Here is a 17,947-nt window from a genome sequence, read left to right as displayed (position 1 = left end):
AGCGGCGCGATGGATAAGGGAGATCGGCTGCACTGGTGGCAGACACGCTGGTTCGTGCTCTTCGCGACGCTGGTGGCGACGCTGCCGCTGCTATGGCCGGATATTCCGCCGCTCGTGGACCTGCCCGGCCATATGGGCCGCTACCGGGTGCAGTTTGCCTATGACGGCACGCCATGGCTGCAGGAATGGTATGATTTCCGCTGGCAGCTGATGGGCAATCTGGGGCTCGACCTCGCGATCATCCCGCTGGTCAAGCTGGGGCTGCCGCTCGAGCTGGCGGTCAAGCTGATCGTCCTCACGATCCCTGCGATGACCGTCGCGGGCTTCCTGATGATCGCGCGCGAGGTGCATGGCCGCATTCCGGCAACCGCGCTGTTCGCGCTGCCGCTCGCCTATGCCTTCCCCTTCCATTTCGGCTTCGTCAATTTCGCCTTCTCGATGGGGCTGGCGATGCTGGCGTTCGGCTGGTGGCTGCGGCTGGGGCGGCTGGGCAAGTTCGGCTTCCGCTCGGCCGTGTTCGTGCCGATCTCGGTGCTGATCTGGATCGCGCACACTTTTGGCTGGGGCGTGCTGGGCGTGCTCGCCTTCTCGGCGGAGCTGATCCGCCAGCACGACCTGCGCCGCGACCGCACCCTGCCCTGGTACAAGGATTTCAAGAACGGCTGGATCGCGCCCTGCTTCTTCGCCGGCGTGCAGTGCCTGGTGCTGGCGCTGCCGGCGGTGCTGATGATCATCTGGCGGGGCGGCGAGCATGTCTCGGGCCAGACCTTCGACTGGTTCAACTGGCGCGCCAAGACGCTGTGGGTGACGCAGGTGTTCCGCGATCGCTGGCAGCTGTTCGATCTCGCCAGCGTCGGCGTGATCTTCCTGTTGATCCTGAAGGCCGTGCGCGACCCCAACATCCAGTATTCGCGCAACCTCGGCCTCTCGGCGCTGTTCCTGCTGCTGGTCTATATCTTCCTGCCGCGCGTGGTGTTCGGATCGGCCTATGCCGACATGCGGCTGGTGCCGTTCCTGATCGCGATCGCGATCCTGGCGATCCGGCCCAAGCCCGGCCTGTCGATGCGGGGGGCGACGACCGTTGCGGTGCTGGGGCTCGCCTTCTTCCTCGCCCGTATCGGCGCGACCACCGCGAGCTTCGCCCTCTACGACCAGGCCTATGATCGCGAGCTCAAGGCGCTCGATCACCTGCCGGTCGGCGCACGTCTGGTCAGCTTCGTCGGCGAGACCTGCTACAACGAGTGGGCGATGACCCGCCTGCAGCACGTCCCCGGCCTCGCGCTGGAGCGGCGGCTGGCCTATACCAACGATCAATGGTCGATGGCGGGCGGCCAGCTGCTGACCGTGCGCTACCGCGCCGCCAAGCGTTTTGCGCATGATCCGTCGGAGCTGGTGACCAATGTCCAGTGCCCGCGCGAATGGTGGCGGCCGATCGCGCGCAGCCTGGCGCTCTTCCCGCGCGACGCGTTCGACTATGTCTGGCTGATCCGCCCGCCGGCGTTCGATCCGCGCTACGAGCAGGGGCTGATCCCGGTGTGGCGCGACGGGCCGAGCGTGCTGTACAAGGTGGACCACAATGTCCCCGGCCCGGGCCTCAACCCCGGCGACCTGCCGATCCCGCGCCCCGAAGCCGTGCTGATCCGCGAGGCCGAGGCCGCGGGCGAGCTGCCGGGCAACGGCACCGCGCCGCCCTCTTGAGAACCTGAGGCGCGTCGAGAACGACCGTCCTTCCCGCGAAGGTGGAGATCCATTTGCCTGTGCGGTTGGGGGAAGAAGCTCGATATCAGCGCCAATGGGTCCCCGCCTTCGCGGGAAGGACGCGGCATGTCGTTCGGATGCGATGGACCCCCTGGCGCGAAGGGCCGCAAGCCAAACCTACTCCGCCTTCCGGAACGGCGTCAGCTCTTCCAGATATTCCTGCTCGCGTTCCACCGCCTGCTGCTCGCGGACCAGGAAATCGGCGACGGCGCGGCGGAAGCCGGGGTCGGGGAGGTAATGGGCCGACCAGGTCGTCACCGGCACATAACCGCGCGCCAGCTTGTGCTCGCCCTGCGCGCCGGCCTCGACCCGGGGCAGGCCGCGCTGAATCGCGGCGTCGATCGCCTGGTAGTAGCAGAGCTCGAAATGGAGGAACGGCACGTCCTCCGTGCAGCCCCAGTAGCGGCCGTACAGCGCATCGCCGCCGATCAGGTTGAGCGCGCCGGCGATCGGGCGCCCGTCGCGCTCCGCCAGCATCAGCAGCACCTTGTCGCCCAGCGCCTCGCCCAGCATCGAGAAGAAGGGGCGGGTGAGATAGGGGCGGCCCCATTTCCGACTGCCGGTATCCTGGTAGAAGGCCCAGAAGGCGTCCCAATGCGCCTCGGTGATCTCGGCCCCGCTCAGGTGGCGGATGGTCAGGCCCTCCACCGCAGCGGCGCGCTCCTTGCGGATCGCCTTGCGCTTGCGGCTGGCAAGCGCGCCTAGAAACGCGTCGAAGCTCGCATAGCCGTCATTGTGCCAGTGGAACTGGGTACCGGTGCGGATCAGCCAGCCCGCCGCCTCGAACAGCGGCACCTGCGCTTCGTCGACGAAGGTTACATGGCCCGAGGAAAGCTTGTGCTGGTCCACCACCGCCTCGATCGCGGCGATCAGCGACGGCGCAAGAGCGGGGTCGCGCAGCAGCAGCCGGGGGCCGGGAACGGGCGTGAACGGCACCGCTACCTGCAACTTGGGGTAATAGCGGCCGCCCGCACGTTCCCAGGCATCGGCCCAGCTATGGTCGAACACATATTCGCCCTGGCTGTGGCTCTTGGCATAGGCGGGCGCGATCGCGGCAGGGGTGCCATCGGGCCCGTCGACCACGATCGGCAGCGGCTGCCAGCCGGTCTGCGGCGCTGCCGAGCCCGAGGCTTCAAGGATCGACAGGAAGGCGTGGCTGAGGAACGGATTGTCGGTGCCGGCACAGGCATCCCACTGCGCCGCCGGGATCGAGGCGACACCATCGGCAAGGCGGGCGGAGACGGTCGGGGTTCGCACGCGGCCAAGATAGTGGCTGCGGCTGCGCGTGCCAGTGGTTTTGGGGCCATGTCCGTCGTTCCCGCCGGTTCGCGTCCCCCTTCCGCCTTACTGGCCTACAGGCACGCCAGCGTCGCCGCGTCGATCGCGCTGGCAGCGCCCTGCAGCGGATAGCCGTCGACGAACGGCGTGCCGTCGGTATCGACGCTTTCCACGCTCAGCGCCCGGCCGTCGCGCATGGCGGCCACGATCGCCGCGTCGGTGCGCGCGTCGGGTGCCCAGGCGTCGCGGCGGCTGGCGGTGAGCTCGAAGCGGCGTTCGCCGGCTACCAGCATTACCCGGGCGTGGTCCGCCCGCGCCCGGCTCAGGCGAACGTGGAGCTGGTGCCGCACCCCGCGCGCCGGCCAGCTGGTGATGCTGACGGATGCCTCGCCGCGCCGCGCGGTGTCAGAGGGGCGTGCGACCGCGAAGCACCGGGTTGGTGCCGTATCGCGAAACGCGCCCCAGCGCGCGTAGATGCCGATCGTCTCGCGCGGCCCCCCCAGCGCGAGCAGCGCCAGCGCGAGGATCATGCCGGTGCCGCGCCGCGTCCGGTGCCGAGATGCGCGATCGTCTCCACGCCCCCCTCGATCTTGACCACCGATCCCTGCGGCAGGTCGGGTGCGACCGGCGCGTCGAACTGCGGCAGCACGTCGCGGCCGGTCATCACCCCGCGCAGGATCCGGCTGGACATGCCGTGCATGATGACCAGCCGGTCACCCGGATCGTCGTTGGTGTCGGCAAGCCAGCCCGAGACGCGCGCCGCAATCGCGTCATACCATTCCCCGCCTTCGGGAGCGCGGGTGTAGAGGCCGTGCTCCCGATCGAGAAAGGGTCCGACCTCGCCTTCCAGATCGGCATAATAGCGGCCGCTCCAGCTGCCCATGCCGATCTCGACCAGGCGATCGTCGGTGCGGACCTGGTGCCAGTCGAGTTCGAGATGCTCGGCGATGATCGCCAGCGTCTGCAGTGCCCGACCGGCGCTCGACGACCACAGGGTCAGCGCCGGCTTCGGCCCGAGGAGGTTCCGCAGGGCCGCGCCCATCGCGTCCGCCTGGGCAAAGCCGGCGCGGGTCAGCGGCGTGTGCGGGTGGTCGCCCTGCATTCGCCGGGCAATGTTGAACACCGTCTCGCCGTGCCGCGCGATGAAGTCGCGGCCCTGTCTTGTGCTGGCCATGCCATGGCTGTCTGCCGAAACGGCGGGAAACGCAATGTCCCAATTTGGCCCAGATTCGTTCATCCGAGCGTCAGCGGCGGGGGTGCATCGGTCGTTTCGCTCGCAGAGCAGGCGGAACGGCATCGAGGAAGGCAACGCGTCGCAGCTGGCATATCGAGTCGGCTGAGCCCCCTGCCGAATACCGCCATCAGCCGAGGTCGAAAGGCCTGCGGCTGGCGTCAGGCCGCACCCTTTCGGTGCGGTTTCAGTGAGGAGTAGATTCATGCGTACCAAGCTTTTCATCGCCGCCCTGATCGCCTCGTCGGCCATTGCCGCGCCGGCGCTCGCCCAGACGACGTCGTCCGATCAGACCTTCGCCGGTTCGCACGCCGAAGTCATCGCCGGCTGGGATCGGGTGAACGACAAGTCCTCCTATGATGCGTCGCGCGACGGCGTCACCTATGGCGGCAACATCGGCTATGACATCCAGCGCGGCAGCACCGTGTTCGGTGTGGAAGGCGAAGTGACCGGCTCCAGCATCAGCGACCGTACCAGCAACGTCCTCACCGCCGGCGACCGGCTGCGCGTGAAGGCGGGCCGCGACCTGTATGTCGGCGGCCGCCTCGGCTTCCTCGCGACGCCGCGCACGCTGATCTATGCCAAGGCGGGCTATACCAACGCCCAGTTCATCACCGACTATGACTCGCCCGCCACCGCCACCGCGCCGGCGCTCTCCTTGCGCCAGCGCGACAATTATGATGGCTGGCGCCTGGGCGCGGGTGCCGAGTTCAAGCTGACTGACAAAGTCTTCGCAAAGGCCGAGTATCGCTATTCCAACTATGGTTCGCAGACCAACGGCGTGGATCCGGAGCGTCACCAGATCGTCACCGGCATCGGCGTCCGCTTCTGAGCGCCGAAAAGGCGTTCTGCTTGTGGAAAAGGGGGCCGGAGCGGCTTGCTCCGGCCCTTTTTCGCGTTAAGGGTACGTCATGGCGCATTGCCACCGGCCGGGTCGCGCCGGGTAGGAAGCAGGGCGACGGCCCGGGGGTTTGAGGTACATGAAGGCGACGATCGAACGCGCAACTCTGTTGAGGGGCCTGAGCCACGTCCAGTCCGTGGTCGAGCGGCGCAACACGATTCCGATCCTGTCCAACGTGCTGATCGATGCGCAGCTGGGCGGCACGATCCGGCTTATGGCGACCGATCTCGATCTGCAGATCGACGAGACGATCCCCGCCGCGGTCGACCAGGTCGGCGCGATCACGGTTTCGGCGCACACGCTGTTCGACATCGTCCGCAAGCTGCCTGAGGGTTCGCAGGTGGTGCTCACCGCGGCCGAGGGCAAGCTGACGGTGGTCGCCGGCCGCGCCCGCTTCCAGCTCGGCACGCTGCCGCGCGACGATTTCCCGATGATCGCCGAGGGCGAGCTGCCGACGACGTTCGAGCTGCCCGCCGAGACGCTCAAGCAGATCATCGACAAGACCCGCTTTGCGATCTCCACCGAGGAGACTCGCTATTATCTGAACGGCATCTTCTTCCACGTGACCGACGATGCCAGCCGCATGCTGCGTGCCGCGGCGACCGACGGTCACCGGCTGGCGCGCGTCACCGTGCCCTGCCCGGATGGCGCCGATGCGATGCCGGGCGTGATCGTGCCGCGCAAATGCGTGGCCGAGCTGCGCAAGCTGCTCGACGAGGTCGACGGTTCGGTGGGCGTGTCGCTCTCGCCGTCGAAGATCCGCTTCGATCTGGGCCAGGCGATCCTCACCTCGAAGCTGATCGACGGCACGTTCCCCGATTACAGCCGCGTGATCCCGACCGCGAACGACAAGCTGCTCAAGCTCGATCCGAAGAGCCTGATGCAGGGTGTCGACCGCGTCTCGACCATCGCGACCGAGAAGACCCGCGCGGTGAAGATGGCGCTGGAGCGCGACAAGGTCGTGCTCTCGGTGACCAGCCCCGAGAACGGCGTCGCGGCGGAAGAAGTGCCCGGCGAATATGCCGCACAGGGCTTCGAGATCGGCTTCAACAGCCGCTATCTGATGGACATTCTCGGACAGATCGAAGGTGATCTCGTCGAGGTGCACCTGGCCGATGCCGCCGCGCCGACGCTGATCCGCGAGAATGACACGTCTCCGGCGCTGTACGTATTGATGCCCATGCGGGTCTGATCCCGCACCGGATAAAGCTTTACGAACAGCGGCTTGCAATGGTTGATGGCCGCTTTCCAGGGGCACCCGCGCTTTCCCCGGCTATACCGGTCGATCGCGCTCCGCCATTACCGGCGTCAAGCCCCGAGGGTCGCACTTCCGGGACTTGGGTCGGGCGGCGGATCTCCCTGGATCCGTCGTCCGCCTCAGGCCGGATGGCGAGCGATTGCGCGGCATCCGATTGAACTCTGTTTGCGGTTCTGCTACTAACATCCGTGTCAGTTACACGGATCGAACCGCATGGCGACTCAGGCACAGCAACCGTTGATCCAACCGGCCCCGATCAACCCGGGGGTTCCGCTCAAGCGGGAATGGGGCACCGCGCTGGCGGCGCTGCGCCGCCTGCTCGCCAATGGCGACGATACCGAGCAGGTGTTCAAGATCATGCGCGCGCTGAACGGCAATGTCAGCCAGCGCAACTACGTCAAGCTCCTCAGCGTCCCCGGTGGCGGCAGGCTTGCCTATCGCCGGCTGGAACTGTCGAAGCGGCTGACCGACCGCAGCTGGATCGACAGCTTTGCGCCCGGCACCCTGGGTGCCGCCTATCGGCACTTCCTCGACTCCACCGGCTATTCGGCCGACGGTCTCGTCCAGGTCAGCATGGTCGAGGGCGGTTTCCAGGGCATCGAGGTGGAACATCCCTATGCCTGGATGGGCCGACGCGAGCGCGACATCCATGATCTGTGGCATGTGCTGACCGGCTATCAGGCCGACGAGCATCTGGGCGAACTGTGCCTCGTCGCCTTTTCCTATGCGCAGACCGGGGGGCTCGGCTGGGGCTTCATCGCGCTGGGCGGGGCGCTCAAGAGCATCCGCACCACCGGCCGGCTGGATTGCGTGAAGGCCATCCTCGAAGGCTATCGCCACGGCAAGCGCGCGCGCTGGCTGCACGGCGAGGATTATGAGACGCTGCTCGAGGAACCGCTGGAGGCAGCGCGGGCCCGGCTGGGGATCGAGACGCCCACGCGCTACAAGTTTGCCCAGGCGCGGCTCGCGGCAGCGGGAATCGGCGCGCTCTAGGCGCCTTCCCTTCCCGACAAAGGTCAAGAAAAAGGGCGCCCGGCCGAAGCCGGAGCGCCCTTTTCCGTTGTTCTGCTGCTTACTTCGCGGCCGGCGTGGCTGCGGGAGCCGGCGCGGGAGCCGCTGCCGGCGCTTCGCCCGGGGCCGGGGCGGCACCGGCCTTCTCGCCGGCGGCCTTGGCGGCTTCGAGTGCCTTGTTGGCCTGCTCCATGATCCGCTGGCGCAGCGCCGCGCGGTCGAGCACCTTGGGCAGTGCGAACTCGGTGGCGGGGATCGCGCCCGGCTTCACGTCCTGCAGGGTCAGCGCCTCGCCGAGGCGGAGCACCGCGCCCTTTGCGATCACGTCTTCCAGCGTCTTCTCGGCCTTGGGCACGCTGGTAAACATGGTCGACATGCGTGCGCTGGTCAGGCGGGTCTGCATGCCGATTGCGGCGGCGACGTTCTTGAGGCGCGAGTCGTCGCTGATCACGATGCGGATCGAATCCCCCTGCGGGTTGCCCTTGGGCTGGACGCTCCAGATCGTGCCCTTCTGGTCGCCAACCTTCTCCTCGCCGACCTGGACCGCCTCATATTCGGGGTCCTGCGGCAGCGCCTGGGGCTTCATGCCCTTTTCCTTGGCGATGTCCTGGGTCGCGGCGACGAAATCGGCGAAGCTCGCCGCGAACTTGTCGGTGCCGTCGGTGATGACGACGTAATCGGTGCCGCCCTTGCGGATCAGCGTCTGCGGGCCGGCTTCCAGCTTGGCGTCGCCATTGGCGGCTGCCTTTACCGTGATCACACCGCGGCCACCGGCGGCAGCATAATGTGCGGTTACGTCTTCCGGCGCCTTGGAGCAGGCCGCGACGAGCGCGAGCGTGGCAATCGTGAGTGTCTTGCGGAGCATGTGTTTCTATCCCTTCGCCACGATCTATCGGGCAAGCGGTGTTCGTGGGCAAGGTGCTGCGCTACAGCGCCTTTCATGGCCGTCAAGCGTCTCCTGCTCACCGACTTTCGCAACCACGCCGATGCCCTGCTGACGCCGGGTGCCGCGTTCGTGGTGCTGAGCGGCGAGAATGGCGCGGGCAAGACCAACATCCTGGAGGCGGTATCGCTGCTGGCCCCCGGGCGGGGCCTGCGCGGTGCACCGCTCGGCGAGATGGCGCGCCAGGGCGGGGCGGGCGGTTTCGGCATCGCGGCGACGCTGGATGCGGCCGAGATCGGGACCGGCACCCGGGTAGATGCGCCCGAGCGTCGCATCGTGCGGGTCAACGGCGCCACGGCCGCCGCGACCAGCCTCGCCCAGTGGCTGGTGGTGCTGTGGCTGACCCCCGCGATGGACCGGCTGTTCCTGGAAGCGCCGGGTGAGCGCCGCCGCTTCCTTGACCGGCTGACCCTGGCGCTGAACCCGCGCCATGCGCATGAGGCGACCCGGTACGAAGCTGCGATGCGCGAGCGCAATCGCCTGCTTGCCGACGAGACGCCGCCGGACCCCGCCTGGCTCGATGCGCTGGAAGCCCGAATGGCGGAGCATGGCGCTGCGATCGACGCGGCGCGCCGGGAGGCGGTGGCAGCGCTCGGGGAAAGGCTGGCGGGCCAGCCCGCCGGCCCCTTCGCGCGCGCCGGACTGGTGCTGGAGGGCTGGCAGGGCGATGCGTCGGCGCTCGTGGCGGCGCTGCGCGAGGGCCGTCGGCGGGATGCGGCGGCAGGGCGGACGCTCGCCGGTCCGCATCGCGCCGATCTGGCGGTGACGCATCTCGACAAGGGCCAGCCGGCGCATCTTTGCTCCACGGGCGAGCAGAAGGCGCTGCTGCTCGGCATCGTCCTCGCGCATGCCGAGCTGGTGGCGGACCGGGTCGGCACTCCGCCCATCCTGCTGCTCGACGAGGTAGCCGCACATCTCGATCCAGGCCGGCGCGCTGCGCTGTTCGAACGGCTGGCAGGGCGCGGGCAGGTGTGGATGACCGGCACCGAGCCAGCATTGTTCGAAGCCGTTCCCACCACCGCCACCCGCTACCGTGTGGCGGATGGCCGGGTCGAACCAGCCTGAGCCTTACTCCTGTTCGGCATAGGCCTTCACCAGGTCGAACAGATAATCACGGCCGGTGTAGAGCGACCGCACCTCGATCCGCTCGTTGAGGCCATGCACGCCGTTGCCGTCCGGGTCGCCCCACGTGCCGGGCACGCCATAGGTCGGGATGCCGGCCGCCGCGAGGAAGATGGCGTCGGTCGCGCCGGTCATCATCGTCGGCACCAGGGGTACGCCGGGGAAATATTTCGCGACCAGCTTCTCCGCCGGTCCCACTACCAGGGGATCGAGCGCCGGCGGCTTGGCGATCGGCCGGATGGGCGGGACCATCGTGACCGTCACCGTCGCATCGCCGATCGCGGCGATCAGCGCCTTCTGGACCTCCTCGCTGCTGTGCCCGGGAAAGATCCGGCAGTTGATGTTCGCCGCGGCGCGCTGGGGCAGCGCGTTGTTGGCATGGCCGCCTTCCAGCAGCGTTGCGACGCAGGTGGTACGCAGCATCGAGTGATAGATGCGATCGGTGTTGAGCAGCGTCTCGGCGGTCTTGTCGGAAGGGTTGGCGGCAATCGCCACCATCGCCTTGCCCATCGCATCGCTCCGTGCGGCACCCGCCTTGGCAAAATAGGCGCGGGTGGTGTCGGACAGTTCCAGCGGGAAGTCATAGGCGCGGATTTTGACCAGCGCGTCGGCCAGCGCGTAGATCGCATTATCCGGCACGGGAATGGAGCTGTGGCCACCAGGGTTGCTCGTCTCGAGGCGGTAGTTCTGCACGGCCTTCTCGCCCACCTGCATCTGCTGGACGAGCACCTTGCCATGGCCGTCCGATTTGCCACCGCCGCCCTCGTTCAGGGCGAATTCCGCATCGATCAGGTCGCGCTTGTTCTTCGAAAGCCATTCGGCGCCGTTGAAGGCCCAGGTCGTCTCCTCGCCGCAGGTCAGCGCGAGCTTCACCGTGCGCTTGGGCTTGTAGCCCGCCTGCCGGAATCGGATCAGCGTGTCCGCCCAGGTCGCGGCCATCGCCTTGTCGTCGCTGGTGCCGCGGGCGTAATAATAGCCGTTCTCCTCGATCAGCTTGAACGGATCGCGGGTCCAGTCCTCGCGTTTGGCGGCGACCACGTCGATATGCGCGAGCAGCAGGAGCGGCTTGGCCTTTTTCGAAGTGCCGGGATACACCGCGACCAGCCCGCCGTCCTTGGGATGCTCGGGCGTCGCGAACAGCGTAAGCTGCTCGTCCTTGAACCCGGCAGCCTTCATGCGCGCGGCGATCTGCTCGGCCGCCTGGGTGCAACTGCCGACATTGACGACCGTGTTGGTCTCGACGAGTTCCTTGTAGAGCTCGAAGAACGCGGCCTGGTCCGGCCGGGTCTGCGCGACGGCAGGCGTGGCGACCGCGAGCACAAGCCCGGTAGTGGCGGCGAGAAGCGACTTCATCTGGTTTTCCCCTGTTGCCCGGTCCGCAATGGAGCATGCACGCGGCCGAAAGGGAAGCGCCTCCCCAGCAGCGGAATCAATCCCTACATAGGGTCGGTGCCTGCCGATCTCCCCGCACCTCTGGCCGACTGGTTCACCGCGCGCGGATGGGCGCCGCGGCGGCACCAGTGGGACATGCTCGCCGCCGCGCGGGCAGGCAGCCATGCGCTGCTCGTGGCACCCACCGGTGCCGGCAAGACGCTCTCCGGCTTCCTGCCGACGCTCGCCGATCTGATCGACGCGCCGGCCGAGGGGCTGCACACGCTCTACATCTCGCCGTTGAAGGCGCTGGCGGTGGACGTGCAGCGCAACCTGCTGACGCCGATCGAGCAGATGGGACTGCCGATCCGCGTCGAGACCCGCACCGGCGACACGCCGCACGAAAAGAAGGTCCGCCAGCGCGCCCGCCCGCCGCAGGTGCTGATGACCACGCCGGAATCGCTCAGCCTGCTCCTGTCGTACGAGGACAGCCTGACGATGTTCGCGGGCTTGAAGACGGTGGTGATCGACGAGATCCACGCCTTCGCCACCGGCAAGCGCGGCGACCTGCTGGCGCTGGCGCTCGCCCGGCTGGAGCGGCTGGCGCCGGGGTTTCGGCGCGTCGGGCTTTCGGCGACGGTCGCCGACCCCGATGGCTATCGTGCCTGGCTCGCGCCCTATGGCGACATCGATTCGGTCGCGCTGGTGCAGGGCGAGAAGGGCGCGGATCCCGATATCGCGATCCTGCTGCCCGAGGGGCGCGTGCCCTGGGCGGGGCATTCGGGCATCTATGCCATTCCGCAGGTGATGGCGGAGATCGAGACGCACAGGACCACCATCGTCTTCTGCAACACGCGCGGGCTGGCCGAGCTCGTCTTCCAGCAGCTGTGGAAGGTCAACGATCTCAAGCTGCCGATCGGCGTCCATCACGGCAGCCTCAGCCTCGAAGCACGGCAGAAGGCCGAACAGGCCATGGCGGACGGGCGGCTGCGCGCGCTGGTCGCCACCGCCAGTCTCGATCTGGGCGTTGACTGGGGCGATGTCGATTGCGTGATCCAGATGGGCGCGCCGAAGGGCTCGTCGCGGCTGCTCCAGCGGATCGGCCGCGCCAACCACCGGCTGGACGAAGCGAGCGAGGCGGTGCTGATCCCCGGCAACCGCTTCGAATATCTGGAGGCGCGCGCGGCGCTGGATGCGGTGGAGGCGGGCGAGCTGGATCCCGATATCTTTCGCCCGGGCGCGCTCGACGTGTTGGCCCAGCACATCATGGGCTGTGCCTGCGCCGCCCCCTTCCGCGCCGCCGACATGCTGCAGGAAGTGCGTGCAGCATTGCCCTATTCGGCGTTGGAGGAGGACGTGTTCGACCGCGTCCTCCACTTCATCGCGGATGGCGGCTATTCCTTGCGGGCCTATGACAAGTTCAAGCGGCTGACCCAGGGCAAGGATGGCGTCTGGCGCGTCACCCAGCCCAATTTTGTTGCGCAGCATCGGCTCAACGCCGGCATTATCGTCGAATCGCCCATGCTCGAGGTACGGTTCAAGAACGGCAAACGGCTGGGCAAGGTGGAGGAGGGTTTCGCCGCCTCGCTTTCGCCCGGCGATACCTTCTTCTTCGGCGGCCTGGCGCTCGAGGTGGAGCGGGTGGAGGCGACCGACCTGATCGTCCGCGCGACCGCCAAACAGGCGCGGGTGCCGAGCTATATGGGTGCGCGCCTCGCGATCACCGCCAACCTCGCCGATCGGGTGCGAACCTTCCTGTTCGACCGCAGCCAATGGGTGCGATTTCCCGTCGACGTGGCCGAATGGCTGGAGACTCAGGCGCGCCGCTCGGCACTCCCCGCGCCGGGCCAGCTGCTGGTAGAGACGTTCCCGCATGAAGGCCGGCACCACATGGTCATCTACAGCTTCGAAGGCTGGAATGCGCACCAGTCGCTCGGCATGCTGGTGACCCGGCGCATGGAGGCACTGGGGCTCAAGCCGCTTGGCTTTGTCGCCAATGATTATGCGCTGGCGGTATATGGCCTGGAGAAGATCGTCGATCCTCGGCCGCTCTTTTCCCCGGACATTCTCGAGCACGAATTTGTCGACTGGGTGCAGGGATCGGCGCTGCTCAAGCGCGCCTTCCGCGAAGTGGCGATCATCGGCGGGCTGGTCGAGCGCCAACATCCCGGCAAGCGCAAGACCGGGCGGCAGGTCACCTTCTCGACCGACCTGATCTACGACGTGCTGCGCAAATACGAGCCCGATCACCTGCTGCTGCGCGCCGCCTGGGAGGATGCGCGCGCAAAGATGACCGATGTCGGCCGGCTGGCGCGGGTGCTCGACGAGGCGGGGGACCGGATGCTTCACATCGACCTGGAGCGGGTGAGCCCGATGGCGGTCCCGGTGCTGATCATGATCGGGCGCGAATCGGTGGCGCAGGGTACCACCGAAGACGCGCTGCTCGAGGAAGCAGAGGCAATCGCGGCCGAGGCGATGCGGCTGGACTGACCCCGTTCTTTTGCGGGATTGCTGCGCAGCATGAAGCGGCGTAAATTCTCTGGATGGTTGGAGTCTCGCCTGGACTGATCCTGTTGGGGCTGCCGCTCGGCCTGCTGGGCAGCGCGCCTGCGTCGGTGCGCACGGATCCCGAGGTGGCACCGGTCGCCCCGCAACCCGATGCGATCCAGCTTGCGCTTGGCGAGACCGGCGCGCGGCTTACCGTGCCGGTGGCGATCCGGCGCCAGGGGCCGTATAACTTCATTATCGACACCGGCGCGGAACGTACGGTGGTCTCGCACGAGCTTGCCGGACGCCTGGGTCTGGCGTCGGGCGCGGAAGTCACCGTGACGTCGATGACCGGTCGGAGCCGGGTGCCGACGGTGATCGTGCCGGACCTCGCGATCGAGTCGATCGGGACGGTCCACCAGATCGTCGCTCCCGCCTTCGAGGCGCGCAACATCGGTGCGGCCGGACTGCTGGGCATCGATACCCTGCGCGACCATCAGGTGACGATCGATTTCGCTGCGGGCATCATGGAGGTGCGGCCCAGCGTGAAGCGAAAACGCAACCAGAAGCATGATCCGGACGAGATCGTCGTCTCGGCCAAGGACCAGTTCGGGCAGCTGATTGTCACCGATGCCTATTATGCGAGCACGCGCGTGCAGGTGGTGCTCGATACCGGATCGCAGGTCACGATGGGCAACGAGGCGCTGCGGCGGAAGGTCGGTCGCAACGTCGGGCTGCTGCAGACGATCGAGCTGACCAGCGTCGACGGCGGGACGACCAAGGCGCAATATGGCCAGGTCCCGTCGATGCGCGTCAGCAATGTCGCGTTCGATACGCTGCCGGTCGCCTTTGCCGAGGCAGAGCCGTTCAAGCGCTTCGGGCTTACCCGGCGCCCCGCGATCATGCTGGGGATGGATGCGATGCGCAGTTTCCGCCGGGTGGAGATCGATTTCCCCAATCGGCAGGTGCGCTTCTTCATGCCGCGCGGCTTTCACGAGCGCCGCCCCGATTTCGATCGGCCCCTGCTGCCGCCATCGCTGGCCGCCGCCGGCCGCGATTGACTTTACCCGTCGGGTCTGATTGGCCTGACCATATGACCACGCTTTCGCGCGCTTCGCTCGCCGGGCTTCCTGCCGGCATTTCCCGCCCCGGCCACGACCCGGCCGCGATCCGCACCGGCATTGTCCATTTCGGCCCCGGCGCGTTCCACCGCGCGCACCAGGCGGCATTCATCGACAAGGTGCTGGACAGCGATCCGCGCTGGGGCATCGCAGCGGTGTCGCTTCGCAGCGGCACCACCACCGATGCGCTCAAGGCGCAGGACGGGCTCTACACGCTGGCAGTGATCGATCGCGAGCCCTTCACCCGCATCATCGCGGCCCATTCTGAGGCGGTCGGGCCGGGCGAAGGCGCCCGGCTGCGTGCGCTGCTCGCCAGCCCCGAGGTCCGGATCGCCACCAGCACGGTGACCGAGAAGGGCTATTGTCTCGGCGGCGACGGAACGCTGGATCTGGCCCATCCGGACATTGTCCACGATCTTGCGCGGCCGGAGGAGCCTGCGAGCGTGATCGGCTGGATCGTCACCGGCCTCGCCGATCGGCGCGCGGCGGGTGTGCCGCCCTTCGCAATGCTCTGCTGCGACAATATGACCGGCAATGGCGGCAAGCTCCGTGCGGCCTGCGTGGCGCTCGCGCGCGCATGGGATGCGGACCTTGCCGACTGGATCGCATCGGCGGTGGCGTTTCCGGACTCGATGGTCGATTCGATCACGCCGGCGAGCGACGCGGCCTTTCTCGCCAGGGTGGCGGACGAACTCGGCGTTGAGGACAAGGGCGCGGTGCAGCGCGAATCCTTCACCCAATGGGTGCTGCAGCGTTTCGACATGGCGGATGGCCCCGACCTTGCCGCCGCGGGCGTGACGCTGACCAGCGACGTGCGCGGCTACGAGCAGGCCAAGCTGCGCGTGCTCAACGGAAGCCATTCCAGCCTCGCCTATATCGGGCTGGTGCTGGGCCACGAGACGGTGTTCGAGGCGATGTCCGATGCCGCTCTCGGCGGCTTCGTGACGCGGCTCGCGCATCAGGATATCGCGGCCTCGCTGGGCACGGTCGATGGATTGGACGTGCCCGGCTATGTCGATGCGGTGCTGAATCGCTTCCGCAACCCGGCGATCCGGCACCTGCTGTCGCAGATCGCGTGGGATGGCTCGCAGAAGCTGCCCTACCGGCTGCTCGACACGACGGCGGCGGCGCTGGATGCCGGACGGTCGGTAGAGCGGCTGGCGGTGCCGGTCGCGGCGTGGATCGCCTTCCTCGCGGCCAAGGCCAAGGCGGGGGACAAGATCACCGACCCGCTGGCCGGGGTGCTTGCGGCGGCGGCGACCGATCCGGCGCCGGTAGAGGCAGTGCTGGCCCTGCGGCAGGTCTTCCCGGCGCGCGTGGCCGAGGATGCGCGGTATCGCGAGACGCTGACCGCCGCCTTCGCGGCGATCCAGGCCGGCAAGCTGGGCGCGCTGCTCGAAGGCTGATCCCGTCCCCCTCCCGTTCGCGAGAGGGGGAAACGATGGATTATCGCGCCTGGCGGCGGGTGTAGAGATACAACCCGCCCGTAATCGCAAGGAACAGCAGCGTGCCGCCCGCCAGCGCCACGCCCGCAAAGCCCGGCCCCACCAGCGCGAGCGGAGATTCGCTCCCGGTTTCGTAGACCACGCCTGCGTAGAGCACCCCGAACAGGCTGTCGCCGACGATCATGCCGGTCGCCATCAGCACGCCCATCCGCTTGACGAACTCGGGGTCGCGCGCGCGCTCGGCGGCGCGGTCGTAGAACCACCCGATCACCGCGCCGACCACCACGGTCAGCGTCACGCCCATCGGCAGATAGATGCCGAGGCCCACCGCCAGCGGCGGCAGTCGCAGCTTGGACGTCCGCGCCAGCAGCTCATCCACCAGGATGACGCCCGCACCAACAGCCGCGCCGATCCCGATCAGGTCCCAGCGCAGGTCGCCGCCCAGCACGCCCTTGGCGAGCGAGGAGATCAGCGCCGCCTGCGGGGCGGGCAGCGCATCGGCGCTCGCCCCCGCCACCCCGGCAAAGCCGAACGAGGCGTTGAGCACGCTCAGCACCGGCGGGATGACCAGGCTGCCGAAGATCACCCCGAAGATCAGCGCGACCTGCTGCTTCCACGGCGTGGCGCCCACCAGCTGGCCGGTCTTGAGGTCCTGGAGGTTGTCGTTGGAGATGGTCGCCACGCCGAACACGATGCCGGTGACGATCAGCGCATAGGCGATCAGCGCCTGGGTCGTGCCGGGATCGAGATGGCGCCCGAACATGCCGACCAGCATCAGCGAGGCGGCAACGACCGAGAGGATGCCGATGCCCGACACCGGGCTGTTCGACGCGCCGATCAGGCCGGCCATATAGCCGCACACCGAGGCGATCACGAGGCCGACGACCAGCACGAACACCAGCGAGCCCGCCACCAGCAGCCCCGCCGAGGCGGAGAGCGGTCCTGCCGCCAGCACGCTCCACAACAGCCAGCCGATCGGCAGCAGCATGCCGAGCGTGACGACGGCGACGATGGTAATCGGCAGGTCGCGCTCGCCGATCGGCACGTCCGCACCGCTGCGGGCCGCGGCAGAGGCGGCAAGCGAGGAGCGGATGCCGCCGATCACCGGACCGATGATCTTGAGCAGCGTCCAGATCGCCGCCATGCCGATCGTGCCGGCGCCGAGGAAGCGCACCTCGCTGCGGAAAACGGTGTTCGCCACCGCCTCCGCCGCGCCCGGCATCCCGGCGCTGAGGATCGGCAGCGCGATCCACCAGCCGATCGCCACGCCGACGAGGATGGCGATGCCAACGGTGAGGCCGATCAGATGCCCTGCGCCGATCAGCGCGAACTGCAGCCCGCCGATGATGCCGGTGGAGCCCGCACCGGCCTTGAAGAACACCGCGCCTTCCTCCGCTGCCAGCTTCATCCGGGTAATGACTGCGAAGCCCGCCGAGGCGATCGCGTTGACGACGATCACCTTCAAGCCTCGCGCGCTTTCCTCCGCACCCTCGCGGCTGCCCGCGCCGACCTGCAGCACCTCGGCGGCGGCGCGGCCCTCGGGATAGGGCAGGTCGGGGGAATCGACCACCAGTGCACGGCGCAGCGGCACCGAGAACATCACGCCGAGGATGCCGCCGAACATCGTGATCGCGGCGGTCTCGACATAGGGAAAGCCGTTCCACCAGCCGATCATCACCAGTCCCGGCAGCACGAAGATGATCGCCGCCAGCGTCCCCGCCGCGCTGGCGACGGTCTGGACGATGTTGTTCTCGAGGATGGTCGAGCCGGGGAAGAAGCGCAGGATCGCCATCGAGATCACCGCGGCGGGGATCGAGGTGGCGAAGGTCAGGCCGATCTTGAGGCCCAGATAGACGTTGGCCGCCGTGAACAGCAGCGTGATCGCGCCGCCGAGCAGCACGCCGCGCAGCGTTAGCTCCAAGGGAGCGCGGGAGGAAATAGAGGCCATAAGCGGCGGAACTCCGGGAACTTTTGCCCGGATCGGCCGGGCGGGGAATGCCCCATGGTGGCATCCCCGCGCC

Annotated in this window: 14 protein-coding genes; 8 read left to right on the top strand and 6 right to left on the bottom strand. The window is 68.0% G+C overall.

The window, feature by feature from the left end; all coding sequences use genetic code 11:
• Window positions 1–9: 9 nt before the first annotated feature.
• Window positions 10–1,698: a hypothetical protein gene (locus OIM94_RS11235; RefSeq protein ID WP_264606819.1), complete on the top strand. Its 1,689-nt coding sequence runs from the start codon at window positions 10–12 to the stop codon at window positions 1,696–1,698.
• Between the two features lie 177 nt (window positions 1,699–1,875).
• On the opposite strand, the gene OIM94_RS11230 is transcribed toward OIM94_RS11235, so the two are convergent.
• The 3 genes from OIM94_RS11230 to OIM94_RS11220 all read right to left on the bottom strand — a co-directional run bounded on the left by OIM94_RS11230 (window position 1,876) and on the right by OIM94_RS11220 (window position 4,210).
• On the bottom strand, window positions 1,876–3,015 hold the full coding sequence (locus tag OIM94_RS11230) for a GNAT family N-acetyltransferase (RefSeq protein WP_264606818.1): 1,140 nt from the start codon (window positions 3,013–3,015) through the stop codon (window positions 1,876–1,878).
• Window positions 3,016–3,110: 95 nt separating this feature from the next.
• A complete protein-coding gene (locus OIM94_RS11225) occupies window positions 3,111–3,566 on the bottom strand; it encodes an invasion associated locus B family protein (protein ID WP_264606817.1) in 456 nt (151 codons plus the stop codon).
• Entirely contained in the window at window positions 3,563–4,210 is a 648-nt protein-coding gene (locus OIM94_RS11220; RefSeq protein WP_264606816.1) for a histidine phosphatase family protein, read from the bottom strand. The genes OIM94_RS11225 and OIM94_RS11220 overlap by 4 nt, the downstream gene beginning before the upstream one ends.
• A gap of 262 nt (window positions 4,211–4,472) precedes the next feature.
• Here OIM94_RS11220 and OIM94_RS11215 point away from each other — a divergent pair, with 262 nt between their 5' ends.
• The 3 genes from OIM94_RS11215 to OIM94_RS11205 all read left to right on the top strand — a co-directional run bounded on the left by OIM94_RS11215 (window position 4,473) and on the right by OIM94_RS11205 (window position 7,419).
• The gene (locus tag OIM94_RS11215) at window positions 4,473–5,099 is read left to right on the top strand and encodes an outer membrane protein (protein WP_264606815.1); all 627 of its coding nucleotides are present in this window, start codon (window positions 4,473–4,475) and stop codon (window positions 5,097–5,099) included.
• Between the two features lie 148 nt (window positions 5,100–5,247).
• Window positions 5,248–6,360 carry a DNA polymerase III subunit beta gene (dnaN, locus tag OIM94_RS11210; RefSeq protein ID WP_264606814.1) on the top strand — a complete coding sequence of 371 codons (1,113 nt, stop codon included), beginning with the start codon at window positions 5,248–5,250 and terminating at the stop codon, window positions 6,358–6,360.
• A gap of 303 nt (window positions 6,361–6,663) precedes the next feature.
• A complete protein-coding gene (locus OIM94_RS11205; protein WP_264606813.1) occupies window positions 6,664–7,419 on the top strand; it encodes a ubiquinone biosynthesis protein COQ4 in 756 nt (251 codons plus the stop codon).
• Window positions 7,420–7,498: 79 nt separating this feature from the next.
• Here the strand turns inward: OIM94_RS11205 and OIM94_RS11200 are convergent, their stop codons facing one another.
• Window positions 7,499–8,302, bottom strand: a complete 804-nt coding sequence (locus OIM94_RS11200; RefSeq protein WP_264606812.1) for a hypothetical protein — start codon at window positions 8,300–8,302, stop codon at window positions 7,499–7,501.
• 75 nt (window positions 8,303–8,377) lie between these two features.
• On the opposite strand from OIM94_RS11200, the gene recF reads away from it, so the two are divergent.
• Window positions 8,378–9,445 (top strand): DNA replication/repair protein RecF, encoded by a 1,068-nt coding sequence (gene recF / locus OIM94_RS11195; protein ID WP_264606811.1) that lies wholly within the window; start codon window positions 8,378–8,380, stop codon window positions 9,443–9,445.
• 3 nt (window positions 9,446–9,448) lie between these two features.
• Here the strand turns inward: recF and OIM94_RS11190 are convergent, their stop codons facing one another.
• Window positions 9,449–10,855, bottom strand: a complete 1,407-nt coding sequence (locus tag OIM94_RS11190; protein ID WP_264606810.1) for a M20/M25/M40 family metallo-hydrolase — start codon at window positions 10,853–10,855, stop codon at window positions 9,449–9,451.
• Between the two features lie 96 nt (window positions 10,856–10,951).
• On the opposite strand from OIM94_RS11190, the gene OIM94_RS11185 reads away from it, so the two are divergent.
• From OIM94_RS11185 to OIM94_RS11175, 3 genes are read left to right on the top strand one after another with little or no spacing between them, the layout of a single operon-like run.
• Window positions 10,952–13,363, top strand: a complete 2,412-nt coding sequence (locus OIM94_RS11185) for a ligase-associated DNA damage response DEXH box helicase (RefSeq protein ID WP_264606809.1) — start codon at window positions 10,952–10,954, stop codon at window positions 13,361–13,363.
• Window positions 13,364–13,416: 53 nt separating this feature from the next.
• Entirely contained in the window at window positions 13,417–14,421 is a 1,005-nt protein-coding gene (locus OIM94_RS11180; RefSeq protein ID WP_264606808.1) for an aspartyl protease family protein, read from the top strand.
• Between the two features lie 32 nt (window positions 14,422–14,453).
• On the top strand, window positions 14,454–15,887 hold the full coding sequence (locus OIM94_RS11175) for a mannitol dehydrogenase family protein (protein ID WP_264606807.1): 1,434 nt from the start codon (window positions 14,454–14,456) through the stop codon (window positions 15,885–15,887).
• Between the two features lie 40 nt (window positions 15,888–15,927).
• Here the strand turns inward: OIM94_RS11175 and OIM94_RS11170 are convergent, their stop codons facing one another.
• Entirely contained in the window at window positions 15,928–17,874 is a 1,947-nt protein-coding gene (locus tag OIM94_RS11170; RefSeq protein WP_264606806.1) for an OPT family oligopeptide transporter, read from the bottom strand.
• Window positions 17,875–17,947 lie beyond the last annotated feature (73 nt).

The organism is Sphingomonas sp. R1 (genome assembly GCF_025960285.1).
In the GTDB taxonomy this organism is placed as follows: domain Bacteria; phylum Pseudomonadota; class Alphaproteobacteria; order Sphingomonadales; family Sphingomonadaceae; genus Sphingomonas.
The sequence above is the reverse complement of the archived record's forward strand: the minus strand, read 5'-3'. Positions and strand labels throughout refer to the sequence as shown.

What these genes read in the sequence shown, in the direction of transcription:
- OIM94_RS11200 (WP_264606812.1), bottom strand. Translation starts at nt 8,302, where the DNA reads ATGCTCCGCAAGACACTCACGATTGCCACGCTCGCGCTCGTCGCGGCC.
- OIM94_RS11170 (WP_264606806.1), bottom strand. Translation starts at nt 17,874, where the DNA reads ATGGCCTCTATTTCCTCCCGCGCTCCCTTGGAGCTAACGCTGCGCGGC.
- OIM94_RS11175 (WP_264606807.1), top strand. Translation starts at nt 14,454, where the DNA reads ATGACCACGCTTTCGCGCGCTTCGCTCGCCGGGCTTCCTGCCGGCATT.
- dnaN (WP_264606814.1), top strand. Translation starts at nt 5,248, where the DNA reads ATGAAGGCGACGATCGAACGCGCAACTCTGTTGAGGGGCCTGAGCCAC.
- OIM94_RS11190 (WP_264606810.1), bottom strand. Translation starts at nt 10,855, where the DNA reads ATGAAGTCGCTTCTCGCCGCCACTACCGGGCTTGTGCTCGCGGTCGCC.
- OIM94_RS11225 (WP_264606817.1), bottom strand. Translation starts at nt 3,566, where the DNA reads ATGATCCTCGCGCTGGCGCTGCTCGCGCTGGGGGGGCCGCGCGAGACG.
- OIM94_RS11220 (WP_264606816.1), bottom strand. Translation starts at nt 4,210, where the DNA reads ATGGCCAGCACAAGACAGGGCCGCGACTTCATCGCGCGGCACGGCGAG.
- recF (WP_264606811.1), top strand. Translation starts at nt 8,378, where the DNA reads ATGGCCGTCAAGCGTCTCCTGCTCACCGACTTTCGCAACCACGCCGAT.
- OIM94_RS11235 (WP_264606819.1), top strand. Translation starts at nt 10, where the DNA reads ATGGATAAGGGAGATCGGCTGCACTGGTGGCAGACACGCTGGTTCGTG.
- OIM94_RS11180 (WP_264606808.1), top strand. Translation starts at nt 13,417, where the DNA reads ATGGTTGGAGTCTCGCCTGGACTGATCCTGTTGGGGCTGCCGCTCGGC.
- OIM94_RS11215 (WP_264606815.1), top strand. Translation starts at nt 4,473, where the DNA reads ATGCGTACCAAGCTTTTCATCGCCGCCCTGATCGCCTCGTCGGCCATT.